Origin of the sequence: Cronobacter sp. JZ38, from assembly GCF_008932145.1 — a bacterium.
Taxonomy (GTDB): Bacteria; Pseudomonadota; Gammaproteobacteria; order Enterobacterales; family Enterobacteriaceae; genus Cronobacter; species Cronobacter muytjensii.
Map to the genome: position 1 here is coordinate 1,807,679 of NZ_CP017662.1, position 15,307 is coordinate 1,822,985.

10 protein-coding genes, 3 tRNA genes and 3 pseudogenes are annotated in these 15,307 nt (G+C 53.7%); 10 read left to right on the forward strand and 6 right to left on the reverse strand.

Going from position 1 to position 15,307, the window contains the following annotated elements; translation table 11 throughout:
• Positions 1-200 precede the first annotated feature (200 nt).
• The 5 genes and pseudogenes from dacD to BJP61_RS08495 all read left to right on the forward strand — a co-directional run bounded on the left by dacD (position 201) and on the right by BJP61_RS08495 (position 5,079).
• Positions 201-1,367 (forward strand): serine-type D-Ala-D-Ala carboxypeptidase DacD, encoded by a 1,167-nt coding sequence (gene dacD / locus BJP61_RS08475; protein ID WP_171998145.1) that lies wholly within the window; start codon positions 201-203, stop codon positions 1,365-1,367.
• Positions 1,368-1,453: 86 nt separating this feature from the next.
• Positions 1,454-1,927, forward strand: a complete 474-nt coding sequence (sbmC, locus tag BJP61_RS08480; protein ID WP_171998146.1) for a DNA gyrase inhibitor SbmC — start codon at positions 1,454-1,456, stop codon at positions 1,925-1,927.
• Positions 1,928-2,129: 202 nt separating this feature from the next.
• Complete coding sequence (locus BJP61_RS08485) at positions 2,130-3,188, forward strand: FUSC family protein (RefSeq protein ID WP_171998147.1); 1,059 nt, start codon at positions 2,130-2,132, stop codon at positions 3,186-3,188.
• Positions 3,189-3,356: 168 nt separating this feature from the next.
• Complete coding sequence (locus BJP61_RS08490) at positions 3,357-3,695, forward strand: DUF496 family protein (RefSeq protein ID WP_007728894.1); 339 nt, start codon at positions 3,357-3,359, stop codon at positions 3,693-3,695.
• A 201-nt stretch (positions 3,696-3,896) separates the two neighbouring features.
• Positions 3,897-5,079: pseudogene (locus BJP61_RS08495) on the forward strand (IS3 family transposase).
• 163 nt (positions 5,080-5,242) lie between these two features.
• Here BJP61_RS08495 and BJP61_RS08500 read toward each other — a convergent pair.
• From BJP61_RS08500 to BJP61_RS08510, 3 genes and pseudogenes are all read right to left on the reverse strand, one after another.
• Entirely contained in the window at positions 5,243-5,485 is a 243-nt protein-coding gene (locus BJP61_RS08500; RefSeq protein ID WP_171999280.1) for an AlpA family phage regulatory protein, read from the reverse strand.
• Positions 5,486-5,634: 149 nt separating this feature from the next.
• Positions 5,635-5,844 (reverse strand): annotated as a pseudogene (locus BJP61_RS08505) (Arm DNA-binding domain-containing protein); the annotation flags it as partial.
• A 164-nt stretch (positions 5,845-6,008) separates the two neighbouring features.
• Positions 6,009-6,084, reverse strand: a tRNA-Asn gene (locus BJP61_RS08510).
• A gap of 190 nt (positions 6,085-6,274) precedes the next feature.
• Between BJP61_RS08510 and BJP61_RS08515 the strand changes: the two genes are divergently transcribed.
• The 3 genes and pseudogenes from BJP61_RS08515 to BJP61_RS08525 all read left to right on the forward strand — a co-directional run bounded on the left by BJP61_RS08515 (position 6,275) and on the right by BJP61_RS08525 (position 9,814).
• Entirely contained in the window at positions 6,275-7,747 is a 1,473-nt protein-coding gene (locus BJP61_RS08515) for an EmmdR/YeeO family multidrug/toxin efflux MATE transporter (protein ID WP_038862050.1), read from the forward strand.
• A 65-nt stretch (positions 7,748-7,812) separates the two neighbouring features.
• A pseudogene (locus BJP61_RS08520) lies at positions 7,813-8,393 on the forward strand (integrase core domain-containing protein); the annotation flags it as partial.
• Positions 8,394-8,755: 362 nt separating this feature from the next.
• The gene (locus BJP61_RS08525; RefSeq protein WP_171998148.1) at positions 8,756-9,814 is read left to right on the forward strand and encodes a DUF4303 domain-containing protein; all 1,059 of its coding nucleotides are present in this window, start codon (positions 8,756-8,758) and stop codon (positions 9,812-9,814) included.
• A gap of 580 nt (positions 9,815-10,394) precedes the next feature.
• Here the strand turns inward: BJP61_RS08525 and BJP61_RS08530 are convergent.
• Together BJP61_RS08530 and BJP61_RS08535 are read right to left on the reverse strand one after the other, a co-directional pair.
• Positions 10,395-10,470, reverse strand: a tRNA-Asn gene (locus tag BJP61_RS08530).
• Positions 10,471-10,595: 125 nt separating this feature from the next.
• Complete coding sequence (locus BJP61_RS08535) at positions 10,596-12,050, reverse strand: AMP nucleosidase (protein WP_038862060.1); 1,455 nt, start codon at positions 12,048-12,050, stop codon at positions 10,596-10,598.
• 334 nt (positions 12,051-12,384) lie between these two features.
• Between BJP61_RS08535 and BJP61_RS08540 the strand changes: the two genes are divergently transcribed.
• Together BJP61_RS08540 and BJP61_RS08545 are read left to right on the forward strand one after the other, a co-directional pair.
• On the forward strand, positions 12,385-13,626 hold the full coding sequence (locus tag BJP61_RS08540) for a diguanylate phosphodiesterase (protein WP_171998149.1): 1,242 nt from the start codon (positions 12,385-12,387) through the stop codon (positions 13,624-13,626).
• A 226-nt stretch (positions 13,627-13,852) separates the two neighbouring features.
• On the forward strand, positions 13,853-14,878 hold the full coding sequence (locus BJP61_RS08545) for an LLM class flavin-dependent oxidoreductase (protein ID WP_161580551.1): 1,026 nt from the start codon (positions 13,853-13,855) through the stop codon (positions 14,876-14,878).
• Positions 14,879-14,933: 55 nt separating this feature from the next.
• Here the strand turns inward: BJP61_RS08545 and BJP61_RS08550 are convergent.
• Positions 14,934-15,009: transfer RNA gene (locus BJP61_RS08550), tRNA-Asn, on the reverse strand.
• Positions 15,010-15,307: the final 298 nt, after the last annotated feature.

A 15,307-nucleotide genomic window follows, 5' to 3' on the forward strand; every position in this document is an offset into this window, starting at 1 on the left:
TCGGCCTTTATCACAATCGGAAGAGTACGTGAAATATGCATTATCAGATTTTCCGCAGCCGGGCATCGACAGGGAAATAAACAGGCGAAAAGAGAGGTTCAGACACATCTTATTCATATTTTCTTGCAATTTAACGGAGCAAGGAAATAAAAACTGCCGTAAAAAAGGCGCCCCATCAAGACGTTACTGAGGATATGCTGTTGAAATTTAGACCGATGATTGCCGTTTCCTGCATCATGCTGGCCGGTATTACCGCGCAGGCGAACGCCGCTGCGCCTGCCATGCCACAGCCGCCTGCCATCGTGGCGGGTAGCTATGTGTTAATGGATTACACAACCGGACAAATACTGGCGGCGAATAACGAACATCAACAGCGTAACCCGGCGAGCCTGACCAAATTAATGACTGGCTATGTGGTGGACCGCGCCATCGACAGCCATCGCATCACGCCGGACGACGTGGTGACGGTGGGCAAAGACGCCTGGGCGAAAGATAATCCCGTCTTTGAAGGCTCATCACTGATGTTCCTGAAGGCGGGCGATCGCGTGACGGTGCGCGATCTCAGCCGCGGGCTGATTGTCGACTCCGGCAACGACGCCTGCGTGGCGCTGGCGGATTACGTGGCGGGCGGGCAGCCGCAGTTCGTCGCGATGATGAATGACTACGTACAAAAGCTCGGCCTGAAAGACACCCATTTTGAGACGGTCCACGGCCTGGACGCGCCGGGGCAGCACAGCTCCGCCTACGATCTGGCGGTGCTGTCGCGCGCCATTATTCACGGTGAGCCGGCGTTTTATCATATGTACAGCGAAAAGAGCCTGACCTGGAACGGCATCACCCAGCAGAACCGCAACGGGCTGTTGTGGGATAAGACGCTCAATGTTGACGGCCTGAAAACGGGCCACACCTCCGGGGCGGGCTTTAACCTGATTGCCTCAAGCGTTGACGGTAAACGTCGTCTGATCGCGGTGATTATGGGCGCCGACAGCCCGAAAGGTCGTGAAGATCAGGCGCGCAAACTACTCCACTGGGGCCAGCAGACGTTCGACACCGTGGAGATCCTCCAGAAAGGCAAAAAAGTGGGCAGCGAGCGCGTCTGGTACGGCAAAGATGAACAGGTGGCGGTCGGGACCGATCGCGACTTCTGGCTGACGCTGCCGAAAGCGCAGCTCGCCAACGTGAAAGCGAAATATCTGCTGGACAGAGAACGCCTTGACGCGCCGCTGGACGCTAATGAAAGAGTGGGCGAAATAGAACTCTACAACGGCGATCAGATAATAGCGCGGATGCCGCTGGTGACGCTTGAGAAAGTGAAAAAGGGCGGTATATTCTCGCGCTTTGGCGACTGGCTGCACCTGACGCTGTAAGCGTTTCTTGCCAATGCGAAGGCGCTCACAGACGCCCGGGTGAGCGCCGCACACTATACTCGCTATTTTAACAGCGAGGAGTGAACATGGATTACACCATCGAGCATATCGTCACGCGAAAAATCGCCGGGTTTCATCTGGTCGGCCCGTGGGAGAAAACGGTGCCGCAGGGCTTTGAGCAGTTAACAATGTGGGTGGATAACTTTCATATCCAGCCGCAGGCCTGGATTGCGGTCTACTATGATAATCCGCAGCAGGTCGCGCCGGAGAAACTGCGCGCCGATACGGTGGTTGAAGTGCCGCCGGATTTCACGGTGCCCGAGAACAGCGTCGGCGTTACCCTGACGGACTTGCCCGGCGGCCAGTATGCCGTGGCGCGCGCCCGTGTTGAAAATAACGACTTCGCCACGCCGTGGCTCGCGTTCTTTACACGTTTGCATCAGGACGTCCGTTATCAAATGGCGGCGCGCCCGTGCTTTGAAATCTATCTTAACGACGGTAAGAAAGACGGCTACTGGGACATCGATATGTATATCCCGGTACAGACATCCGGCGAATAACCCTGACGCGCGCCCGTGCTGGCGGCGGGTGCGCTGCTTTTGTTAAATAAAAGGTGAAATAACGTTAATTCCACGATTTTTCGCCTCGAATTTCCCAAAAATTACAGCTTTTCCCCGTTTTTTATCAGAAAATAGCGCCCCTCATTTTTAGGCGTTGCGCCTGAAGCGACGTTTCATCAGGGTTATTAACGGGAAAGTTAGCGTGCGAGCTGATAAATCGCTTACCTCTTTCGAAATTCGTCTCTACCAGCATTACCGCATCGTCCACGGCGTGCGCATCGCGCTGGCGTTTATCATTACCTTTTTACTGGTGCGGATGCTGAACGTGCCGGAAGGCACCTGGCCGTTGATTACGCTGGTGGTGGTGATGGGGCCTATCTCTTTCTGGGGCAACGTCGTGCCACGCGCGTTTGAGCGTATCGGCGGCACCATTCTCGGCGCCGCGCTCGGGCTGGTAGCGTTACAGCTGGAGGGCTGGTCGCTGCCTGCGATGCTCTTGTGGTGCGCGCTGGCGATGTTTCTGTGCGGTTACCTGGCGCTCGGCAAGCGTCCGTACCAGGCGCTGCTTATCGGCATTACGCTCTCGGTGGTGGTGGGCGCGCCGCAGGGCGACATGCTGGTCGCGCTCTGGCGCGGTGGCGATGTGATTTTCGGCTCGCTGCTGGCGATGCTGTTCACCAGCCTCTGGCCGCAGCGCGCGTTTATTCACTGGCGCATCCAGATGGCGAATTTCGTCAGCGATTTCGGCAAAATTTACCATGCCGGGCTGTCGCCGAATCTGGTGGAACGCCCGCGCCTCGATAAGCCTCTACAGCATATTCTTGGCAGCGTCGTGAAGCTGCGCGCGTTTATTACGCCTGCCAGCAAAGAGACGCACATTCAGCGCGCCATTTTCGAAGCCATCCAGACCACCAGCCGCAACATGGTCTGCACGCTGGAGATGCAAATTAACGCCTGGTGGGCCTCGCGCGAAAGCCATTTTCTGATGATCAACGCCCGCACGCTGCGTGATTCGCAGCAGATGACCGAAAATACGCTGGCGGCGATTGCCGAGGCGCTGCGCGAGGGCAACCCGTCGCCGGTGATGGCGAACCGTGAAAAGCTCGCCGAGATTGTGCAGGAGCTGCGCACGCTGATGAAAGAAGGCCAGCAGAATGATCTGGTGGAAACGCCGATTCACGGCTATGTATGGTTAAGTATGGAGCTGGCGCAGCAGCTGGAACGCCTGTCGCAGCTGATCTGCCGGGCGCTGCGCAAATAACCCGCAGACGGCAGGCGCTTGTTTCGATTCAGCACCGTTTCAGAGTATGATGGTGACAGGCATCCTGAACGGGATAAAACCATTGTCATCAACCGCCGCTGCCAGTAAGGTTTATGCTATGCGGTTGTTTTAACGAATCCGAATCTTATATTCAGCAGGGGTGTAAAAATGGAAAACAGCAAACCTTCATTCCAGGACGTTCTTGAGTTCGTGCGTCTGTTCCGTCGCAAGAACAAGTTGCAGCGCGAGATCCAGGACGTTGAAAAGAAAATCCGTGACAACCAGAAGCGCGTGTTGCTGCTCGATAACCTGAGCGACTACATCAAGCCGGGCATGAGCGTGGAATCCATCCAGGGCATCATCGCCAGCATGAAAAGCGACTACGAAGACCGCGTTGATGACTACATCATCAAAAACGCCGAAATCTCCAAAGAGCGCCGCGAGATTTCTAAAAAGCTTAAAGCGATGGGCGAGCTGAAAGTCCACGAGCCGAAAGGCGAAGAATAAAGAAAAAAACCGCTTCGGCGGTTTTTTTTATGCCTGCGGCGTGACGTCAGACCGCTGCGCGCCACAGCGAAAAGCCCGCCTGAGCGGGCTTTTTAATGGGAAAAGCTTTAGTTATTTACAGCCAGGCTCGCGGCGTCCAACGCCTCAGTTTTATCCTGAACGCGCATCGATTCTACCCAGCAATAGTAGACACGCGACTAAGTGAATAAACTCTCAACCAGAGGTAGCTCACATAAAAAACCAGTATCAAGCATAAAAAAGAGCCGCAAGCAGCACTCACCTTAATTCCTTCAGGAAGCCCTTAAACTGGCTGAGCGCATTGGTGTCGCCGCAACAGCCCGCAAGCTCAGACTGAATGCATCGCAGCGCTATAACTGGCGCAGTAAACAGGAGCAACAGCTCTCATCCTCTGACCAGGGAAATGAACTCGCCGCTGAAAATGCCCGCCTCAAACGCCATCTGGTGGGGCAAGCTTATCCTCCAAAAGGCGCGACATACTTCGCGAAGCGCCTGAAATGAAATATGTCTTTATTGAAAGCATCAGGCTGAGTTATGCATCAAAGCCATATGTCGCGTCCTCGGGGTGGCCCGCAGCGGCTGGTATGTGTGGAATCGGCGACGCGCCGGGATAAACTCACGCCAGCAGTTCCGTCTGAGTTGCGACAGCACTGTGCACGAGGCTTTTCGCCGGGCAAAACAGCGTTACGAGGCACCGCGCCTGACCGATGAACTGCATGCTCAGGTTACCGGTTCAACGTAAAAACCGTGGCAGCCAGCCTGCGTCGTCAGGCGCTGCAAGCGAAAGCTTCACGGAAGTTAAGTCCTGTCAGTTACCGCGAACATGGCCTGCCGGTGTCGGAGAATCTGCTGAAACAGGATTTTTACGCCAGCGGCTTGAACCAGAAGTGGTCAGGAGACATGACCTGCTTACGTATGGATGAAGGCTGGCTGTACCTTGCCGTGGCAATCGACCTGTGGTTACGGGCAGTTATCGGTTGGTCGGTGTCCTCCCGGATGACAGCGCAACTGGCCTGCGATGCGCTACAGATGGCGTCCGTCGCGTCAGCGCAAACGCCCGGAGGATGTCATCGTGCACACAGATCGTGGCGGGCAGTGCTGCCCGGCGGATTATCAGGCGCTGCTGCAGCGGCATAATTTGCGCGGTAGTATGAGTGCAAAGGGCTGCTGTTATGATAACGCTTGTGCGGAAAACTTCTTCCGCTCACTGAAAGTCGAAGGCATTCACGGTGAACGCTTTATCAGTCGGGAAATAATACCAACGACGGTATTTAATTATATCGAGTGCGATGACAATCGCTGGCGTCGCCACAGTGCCTGTGACTGGCTCAGCCCGGAACAGTTTGAAAACCAGAATTTCGCTTAGAGCTGTGTCCACTTTACGTGGTCAGGATTATGTGGGGATGCTCAGGATCGCGCAAACGTATTGAGGCTTTGATTTCGTCATGGTCCGGGTTGCGGGTGAGTCGTAGATTCATATCGAAAGGGCGTAAATCTTTCAAGGGATAGTAATCAGGTTATATTTGTTGCTATTCATTGTTGTTACTCTTGTGCGATGGGCGCAGCGCTCTCAGGCGGAGTTTATTCTCAATCCCTTTGTCAATTTCATTTCCAAGCCATGCCACACTGGCAGGGCCTGTCTTAATTGACTGCGGAAAATGGCCTTCTTTCATCCATGCGTAGATTTGTGAGCGATGGAGTCCGGTTCTGGCCTTAACCTGTTTTATGCGCAGTCTCGGATTTGTCGTTTTCTGTATGAGATATATTGTCATTCCCATTACATTTCTAGCCGCATTTATAAAACCAAAGAACTCTTCAGTAATCTTTGGGCTAGTTATTATCTTCATGCTTTATTCGTGGTATGAAACAAACCCCCTAAGAGTTATATAAATGCTTATCTCTTTCTCAACTTACTGTGTACCGCATCGCGGAGCTGGCGTGCCGTAAGCAGGGAAACATCCGGGTAGGGGCCAAAGGCCAGCTTCTTCTCTTTCCCGTCAATGCGGTACTTCATATACCAGAGTTTTGAGCCGTTGGGTTTGATCAGCAGGTACAGTCCGGCACTGTCACCGAGTTTGAAGGGTTTGTCTGCGGGTCTGAGCTTGTGGATAGCAGTATCAGTGGGTGCCATAGCGGGGGCTCCATTCGTTCAACGAACCGTGAGGCCCCCGATTAAGCCCCTAAAAACTACAGATGACAAAAAACCCGGCAATCCTTATCAGGACAACCGGGTCAATCTAACTCATTGTTTTTGTAACGCATTAAGACTCACTGAGATGTCTTAATACTAAAATCTGGCTCCTCTGACTGGACTCGAACCAGTGACATACGGATTAACAGTCCGCCGTTCTACCGACTGAACTACAGAGGAATCGTGTGGAGGCTAATCATAGCGGCCTCGCGCGAATTGTCAAATGGCATTTGCCACCGGATCGCGCGTTCGGATGTTCTGTGAGCATAACGCGCTATTTTCAGACAATATGTGCGGAAAGCCTTTGCAGGATTGCGGGTTCTAACTCATTATTTGAAATGAGGTTTCAACTTTCGCGCGCAGGTCCATTTTGAGTGTAACCACCACCGTTCGCCAGGCAATTGCTCGCACGCCCTGGTACAAAAAACGTAAAAGCTATCGGGTACTGTTCTGGCGTGAGATCACGCCGCTGGCGGTGCCTATTCTGCTGGAAAATACCTGCGTGCTGCTGATGGGGGTGCTGAGCACCTTCCTTGTAAGCTGGCTCGGAAAAGAGGCGATGGCAGGTGTAGGGCTTGCCGACAGCTTCAACATGGTGGTGCTGTCGTTCTTCGCGGCGGTCGACTTAGGGACCACGGTCGTGGTGGCGTTCAGCCTCGGCAAACGCGATCGCAAGCGGGCGAGGGCGGCGGCCCGACAGTCGCTGGTGCTGATGACGATAGTGTCGGTGTTGCTGGCGGCGCTGGTGCATATGACTGGCGAATACATCATCAATGTGGTGGCCGGTGAGGCGTCCGCGCAGGTCAAAGAACTGGCGCTTATCTATTTGCAGCTGACCGCCTGGAGCTACCCGGCGGCAGCTATCGCCCTCATTGGTAGTGGCGCGCTGCGCGGCGCGGGCAATACCAAAATCCCGCTGCTGATTAACGGCGGGATGAACATCCTGAATATCGTCATCAGCGGCTTTTTAATTTACGGGCTCTTCTCCTGGGACGGGTTGGGCTTTATCGGCGCTGGCCTTGGGCTTACCATCTCGCGTTACATCGGCGCCATTGCGATTATTTACGTGCTGATGATTGGCTTTAACCCGGCGCTGCGCATCTCGCTGAAAAGCTACTTCTCGCCGCTGAAGCTCAATATCCTCTGGGAGGTGCTCGGCATCGGGCTGCCGGCGAGCATTGAGTCGGTGCTGTTTAATGGCGGTAAGCTGCTGACGCAGATGTTTGTTGCAGGGATGGGCACCAACGTTATCGCCGGTAACTTCATCGCATTCTCGGTCGCCGCGCTGATTAACCTGCCGGGCAACGCGCTCGGCTCGGCGTCCACCATCATCACCGGCAAGCGCCTCGGCAAAGGGCAGATTGGCCAGGCGGAACGTCAGCTGCGGCATGTCTTCTGGCTCTCTACTTTTATGCTGACTGCCATCGCGTGGGCGAGCGCGCCGTTTGCCGGGCTCTTCGCATCGTTTTACACCCATGAAGAGGATGTGAAAGAGGTGGTAAAAGTCCTGCTGTGGCTCAACGCCGCGTTTATGCCCATCTGGGCGGCGTCGTGGGTGCTGCCCGCCGGGCTTAAGGGCGCGCGCGACGCGCGTTTCGCGATGTGGGTATCGATGCTTGGCATGTGGGGCTGTCGCGTGGTGGCAGGTTATACGCTCGGCATCGTGCTCGGTATGGGCGTGGTCGGCGTGTGGCTCGGGATGTTCCTGGACTGGGCCGTGCGCGGCGTCTTCTTCTACTGGCGTATGGTGAGCGGCAAGTGGCTGCAGAAATATCCGCGCCCGCCAAAGCGACCGGTGGTGCTGGATTCACCCGCGCCCCCCGGCCAGCCGAAAGCAATGTAAGGCTGCGATGAAAAGCAAAAAGCCCGCAGAATGCGGGCTTTTTAATGTCACTCTTCTGGCTGGGCTTAAAACGCAGACGGCGTCGTAAAGGGCTGGCGACTGAGCGGCTTCCGCTTTTACGCCCGGATGCGCCGAACCTGACCTGGTCGATGGATTTTGTCATGGATGCACTCGCCTGCGGTCGCCGGATTAAGTGCCTGACCTGTGTGGATGATTTCACGAAGGAGTGCCTGACGATCACCGCAGCATTCGGGATTTCAGGCGTTCAGGTCACGCGTATTCTGGACAGCATTGCACTATTTCGTGGCTATCCGGCGACGATAAGAACGGACCAGGGGCGGAGTTCACTTGCCACGCACTGTATCAATGGGCCTTTGAGCATGGTGTGGAACTACGGCTTATCCAGCCAGGTAAGCCAACGCAGAACGGATTCATTGAGAGTTTTAACGGACGATTTAGCGATGAATGCTGAATAAGCACTGGTTCAGCGATATTCTTCATGCCCGGAAAACGATTAATGACCGGCCGCAGGATTACAACGAGTGCCGTCCCACATTCAGCACTGAATTATCAGACACCATCAGAGTTTGCAGCACGGTGGCGAAATGGGAAATTAGGCACTAAGAAAACAGGTATTACTAACTGACTATTGTATCTAATACTGGGGGCTGTTCAGCCGTGCCGGGTTCGTTTGTTTTTATAACGCTCTAAGACTCACTACAACATCTCAGAACTAAAATCTGGCTCCCCTTACTGGATGCGACTTGTTTCACATTATATTCAACTTGAATCATTTTAATTGAAAATTTCGAAGCAAGGCCCTTAATAAAGCCCCAAACGCGACTACCAATTGAAATTTTGATGTATATCTTGTTTTTACAGAGGTGGGTGGTTAATATTTAACGAATTTCGTAATCAACATGAGTCAGTTTTTCTGGGGGCACGATCATGCGCACCCGTTTTCGCCAGGGGCAGTGATATAGTGAATCTGGTACTGATGGTGGGCGAGTGGTTGATGGTAAAAAAATTCATATTATGAGGAATGACATGTTCAACGCTTTTGATTTGAAAGGCTTCTGGAAAGACAATGCTGAGTCGAAAAAAGATTTTATCAGTCAGGATGTTTCTGATGAAGAAATACAGCAATGCGAAAAACAGTTAGGCTTTAAACTACCAGACTCTTACATTGCCTTAATGAAAGGGCATAATGGCGGGATTCTGGGCAGGGATGTGTTTCAAAAAAAGGATGCTAACGGGAAAATTATTAAATCTGTTATTTGCGAATTTCTGAATGCTATCGGTGGTGAAAAACGTTTCTCACTTATGTCAGACTGGAACAAATGGATACGAAAAGGATACAGCTCTGGTATTCTCATTGGCCTGCATATGCCCAACGGCGGATATGCTAAGCAATACTATCTTGATTATTCTCTGTGTGGTTCGCAGGGGGAACCAAGAGTAATATGTCATACCAGAATCTGGCGTGATAACACTACGCAGGAAATTGATTTTGAATTGGCAGAAACATTTGAAAGTTTTGTCAAAGGTCTTGTGAAAAGGCCTAAAATTCCACCTTTTAATTTTTGCAGTTTCAATGAAAAATTAAAAGATATAATAAAAGAAATTTTTACCGAGACTATAAGAAAACACACTGATGAAACTATAAATTCTTTTGGTTTATATACCGCAGAAGAAGCCTCTTTTATTGCGACTGCATTTAACACAAAAGAGCATTTTGAAACACTCTCAAAAAACAACAATGAAGATGACTTTTATAAATATTCCACGGCCAATTGGAAATATGAAGGGACAGAGGATAAAAATTATAATAAAATTTTCATTATTTCGGAACAATTAGAAGAATATTCTGCCTTGCTTTTAACGGATGCAAGTTTAAGAACTTTTCGTAACAAACTCATCGATAACTGTGCGTTAGTGCTTGAGGAACTTAAACAAGAAAATTTCTTCAAAGACCACTGCAAAAATACGGTGACATTGATGGTAAACCTGGCGCAGGACGATCTCCCAAAAGCTAAATATAAAAAGTTGATTCACCAGTTAAATTAATCCGTTGTGCAATGGTGGAATAAAAACCCTGCATTTTCAAACGTTTATAGCATGCCGTTCTCAAAAAAAAGTATTGTGTTTTTTTGTTCAATAATCCAGTTCCCTATACCACTGGAAAATTGAAGTACTGCGCCAGTTCTTACGCCGCAGCCAATCGCGGCTCTTTCATCCGGGCGTTCTTATGAGCATCAGGGCCAGCTACTTCGCATACATATACGCTTGCGGTATCGAATAGTTGACTCGTTAAACAGGAATACATCCGGACAGGGGCGCTCGCTTTTTCTCTTTTCCGCAGATGTGATACTTCATGTATCAGAGCCTTGAGCCGTCGGGTTAGAGCGGCAGGTACAATCCTGAATTGTCGGTAAGCCTGAAGGATTTATCGGTGGGTTTGATATTGCGGACAACGGTATCGGTTAATGCCACTGGCGAAGGCGCCTGACAGGCATCGAATCGTAAGCTGCCCGATAACGTGCCCGAAACAGCAGAAACAAAAAACCCGGCAATCTGTAGCAGATGTGCCGGGTTCGTTTGTTTTATAACGCTCTAAGACTCACTAAAACATCTCAGAACTAAAATTTGGCTCCTCTGACTGGACTCGAACCAGTGACATACGGATTAACAGTCCGCCGTTCTACCGACTGAACTACAGAGGAATTGCGAGAACGGGGCGCATAGTAACGGCACCGTTCGGGGTTGTCAAAGCCTGAATGTGAAATGCTGAACCGTTTGCTGAATAATTCTGCAAATCCTGGCGCAGCCCGCGCTGCGCCAGAATCCATCAACGGAACGGCGGCTCGTTGAAGGTGCGCAGTTTACGGGAGTGCAGACGCTCGCCCTCGGCACGCAAGAGGTCAATGGCGCGAATGCCAATCTGCAAATGCTCGGAGATCGCGCCCTCGTAGAAGCGGTTCGCCTGGCCAGGCAGTTTGATTTCGCCATGCAGCGGTTTATCCGAGACGCACAGCAGGGTGCCGTACGGCACGCGGAAGCGATATCCCTGAGCGGCAATAGTGGCGCTTTCCATATCAATAGCCACCGCGCGGCTCAGGTTAAAGCGCAGCGCTGAGGCAGAGTAGCGCAGCTCCCAGTTTCTGTCGTCCGTCGTGACCACGGTGCCGGTGCGCAGCCGCTGTTTCACCTCTTCGCCCGGCATATTGCTCACAAGCTTCGTGGCGTCATAGAGCGCGCGCTGTACTTCGGCGATGCTCGGCACCGGAATATCCGGCGGCAGCACGGCGTCCAGTACGTGATCGTCGCGCAGATACGCATGGGCCAGCACGTAATCGCCAATCGACTGGCTTTCGCGCAGGCCGCCGCAGTGGCCGATCATCAGCCAGACGTCCGGGCGGAGCACCGCGAGGTGGTCGCAAATGGTTTTCGCGTTCGACGGCCCGACACCGATATTCACAAGCGTGATGCCCTGGCCATCGGCGGTAATCAGGTGCCACGCGGGCATCTGATGTTTTTTCCAGGCGAGATCGGAAATTGCCGCTTCCGGCGCTTCGGTATCGGCGGTGATCCAGGTGCCGCCCGCGCAGGAGAGCGCCACGTAAGGGCTTTCCGGGTCGAGGATCTGGCTGCAACCCCAGCGCACGAATTCATCCACGTAGCGCGTGTAGTTGGTAAAGAGCACGAAGGGCTGAAAATGCTCGACCGGCGTGCCGGTGTAGTGACGCAGGCGCGCGAGCGAGAAATCGACGCGGCGGGCGTCAAAGTGCGAGAGCGGGTAAAACTCGGTCGGGTGGAAAATCCCGTCGGCGGTTTCATCGCCAATCTGCGCCAGCTCGGTGGTCGGGAAGTGGCGGGTGAGGCCGGCGCTCATGGAACGGTCCAGCGTCAGCGCTGAGCCGTCAATCACATACGGATAAGGGATTTCATGCTGCGACGGACCCACTTCGATGGTCGCGCCGTAATCTTCATAAAGCAGGATCAGCTGCTCGCGCAGGTAGCTGCGAAACAGCCCCGGACGCGTGATGGTGGTCGTGTAGCAGCCCGGATGCGTAAAGCGCCCGTAGGCGCGCGTCTTCTGCGCCTTGCGCGCATCGCCGTCCCAGCACACCCGTAATTGCGGGTAGACAAACAAACCTTCAGCCCGGCGGGCTTCGTCCGGCAGGGTACCGTTGTCAATAAACGCCTTGATAGCGTCGCGCAGGGCGTTGACCGCGTCATCATACAACGCTTCCAGCTTGTCGAGCGCCTCATCAGGCGTCAGCGATGTTGTAGTGGTATTCATCTGGTCTCCTTGTCCTGCGTGGCACAGTTGTGTCTTATAAGATGGCACAGGTTTATGAAACTAAACGGAATGGCGCAATGGCATTAATCTGTAAAGTGTCTGCAAAGCGCATTACGCTGAGCCTGCCCCTTTCTGTCCGCGGGTTCGCCGGCATCCGCTCACTGTTAAGTATTCATTTTATGAATAAATATTTTTACCGGCTATGTCGATGTTTTTGCAGATTAAAGGCGCAATAGCATTCATTGCGAGAATATATGCGGGCTGTTTCGCGGATTGCAGCGAAATACGCCAGGGTATACTGACACTTTATATGACCTAAAAATGCAGGAAAACGATGCTATCCACCCTGATTTACCGCAGCCGGGCGAAAGGGGATATCGACCAGGCAAGCCTTGCCGCCATAGTAAGGCAGGCGCAAACACGTAATGCGCAGATGCAGGTCAGCGGCATTCTGGTTTTTGATGGTGACCAGTTCCTGCAGGTGCTGGAAGGGCCACTGAGTTCGGTCGAGGCGCTGTTCGCGCGCATCAGTCAGGATGAGCGGCACGATTTCGTGGTGGAGCTGATGCGTGACTATGCCCCGCGTCGACACTTTCAAAATGTCGGGATGACGCTATTCGACCTGCGCAGCGTTAAAGCGCACGCGGTGCTGAAATCGGTGGTTGACTCCAGCGTGGTGCCGTTCAGTCTCGCCCGTGAAGCGCGGGTGTATAAATTTATCCGCTCCTTCTTAAGCTTGCCGGATCGCCAGCAGCTCTCCCGGGCGTTTCAGCCGGACGCCTGGCAGGTCGGGTTCATGCCGCCGCGTCCGCAACCTGCTTTAGCGCCCGTCGTGCTCGATGCCACCTGCCAGTTTGCATTGCAGCCTGTCGTGGAGCCGCTCACTGGCAAAATTAAAACTTTCGAAGCGTTGATCCGTACCGCTGACGGTGGCTCGCCCGCCGCCTGGTTTGCGTCATTATCTGGCGAAGCGCTCTATGAAGCCGACCTCCACTCTAAAGATGTCGCCTTTGCGCTGGCGAAAGCGTTGAATATCGGCAGCCATATGATTTCGGTTAACCTGCTGCCCGGTTCGCTGGTGCAGGTGCCGGACGCGGTGGCGATTCTGCTGGCGCAGATCGCGCGTCATGGCCTGTTGCCGCAGCAGGTGATTGTTGAAATCACCGAAAGTGAAGTGATCTCGCGCTTTGATGAGTTTGAGGACGCTATCCGCCAGTTGCGCGCGGCGGGGATTAATCTCGCGATAGACGATTTTGGCGCCGGGTTTGCCGGACTGTCGCTGCTTACGCGCTTTCAGCCTGGGATCATTAAAATCGACCGCAGCATCATTACCGATATCCATCTTTACGGCCCGAGACAGGCCATCGTACACGGCATTCTCCGCTGCTGCGATGAGCTTGAGATAACCGTGGTAGCGGAAGGGGTAGAGAAAGTGGAGGAGTGGTGCTGGCTTACGGCGGCAGGCATTAACTATTTCCAGGGCTTTCTCTTTGCGAGGCCTGCACTGAATTGTGTTCCGCCGGTAAGCTGGCCGCGGCCTGATGAGAACGCGTCACGAGCGTCACACACCGGATGACAGACAGCCACATTGCTCGCCACTGTTTCCTGGAGTGTTGCAAGCCAGGCGTCGAGGCCTGATAACGCCCTCAAGGGGTGTCCGTCAATAAATTTGAACCATTATGTGAAACAAATGGCATTTATTCTTGCCCGTTATCAGTCCAGAGTGGGAGCACTGAACCAGACTACGCGGCGGGCATCGCGCACTTTGCACAAGCGCTGCCCGCCCTGAAAACGGGATCGTTATGAAAAAAATCGGCTTTTTGTCATTTGGCCACTGGACGCCGTCGCCGCAGTCCGCCACGCGAACCGCGGCAGACGCGCTGCTGCAATCCATCGATTTAGCCGTCGCGGCAGAAGAGCTGGGAGCGGATGGCGCGTATTTCCGCGTGCATCACTTCGCCCGTCAGCTCGCCTCGCCGTTTCCGCTGCTGGCCGCGATCGGTGCCAGAACACGCCATATTGAGATAGGCACCGGCGTTATCGACATGCGCTATGAGAACCCGCTCTATATGGCGGAAAGCGCAGGGGCGGCGGATCTTATCTCCGGCGGGCGTTTGCAGCTTGGTATCAGCCGTGGTTCGCCGGAACAGGTCATCGATGGCTGGCGCTATTTTGGCTACGAGCCTGCCGCCGGTGAAAACGAATCCGACATGGCGCGCCGCCACACCGAAGCGTTGCTTGAGGTGCTGCGCGGGGAAGGGTTTGCTAAACCCAATCCGCAGCCGATGTTCGCCAATCCGCCCGGTCTGCTCCGGCTTGAACCCTGGTCCGAGGGGCTTCGCGAGCGCATCTGGTGGGGCGCTGGCTCCAATGCCACCGCGGTCTGGGCGGCGAAACTGGGGATGAATCTGCAAAGCTCCACCCTTAAGGATGATGAAACCGGCGAGCCATTCCACATTCAGCAGGCACAGCAAATTCGCGCTTACCGTGCCGCCTGGGCAGCGGCAGGGCATACCCGCACGCCCCGGGTATCGGTGAGCCGCAGTATTTTTCCGCTCATGGACCAGCGGGATCGTGCCTGGTTTGGCGCAAGCCGGGACGACAGCGATAAAGTCGGTTTTCTGGATGAGAAAACCCGCGCCATCTTCGGGCGCAGCTACGCGGCCGAGCCTGAGAAACTTATCGAGCAGCTTAAGCAGGACGAGGCCATTGCCGAAGCGGATACGCTGCTGCTGACGGTACCGAATCAGCTGGGCGTGGAATATAACGTACACGTGATTGAGTCGGTTCTGCGGCACATCGCGCCGGCAATGGGATGGCGCGCCTAGACTTACGCACAGCAGAAAAGCAAAAAGCCCGCTAAAAAGCGGGCTTTTTTGAATTTGGCTCCTCTGACTGGACTCGAACCAGTGACATACGGATTAACAGTCCGCCGTTCTACCGACTGAACTACAGAGGAATCGTGTGAACGGGGCGCATAGTACCGGGGTCGCCTGGCGTTGTAAAGCCCTGAACGCGCCAGAAAATTCGTTTGCCGAGAAAACCATCAAAATGCGTGTGCGTGCAGAGGTTGCACCATGATGGTGCGGGAATACCTCTAATGGGGCATAAGCAAAACAGTGTTTCAACCGCCGAAAGCGATAAGTTATCGCTTTCTCTTATAATTTAAGCGCTTATATAAGCCGCGCGCGCTTTGCAAAAACTGGCAAGCATCTTGCAAAACCTGTTACGACATCATTGCCGGCATTGGCTCTGGC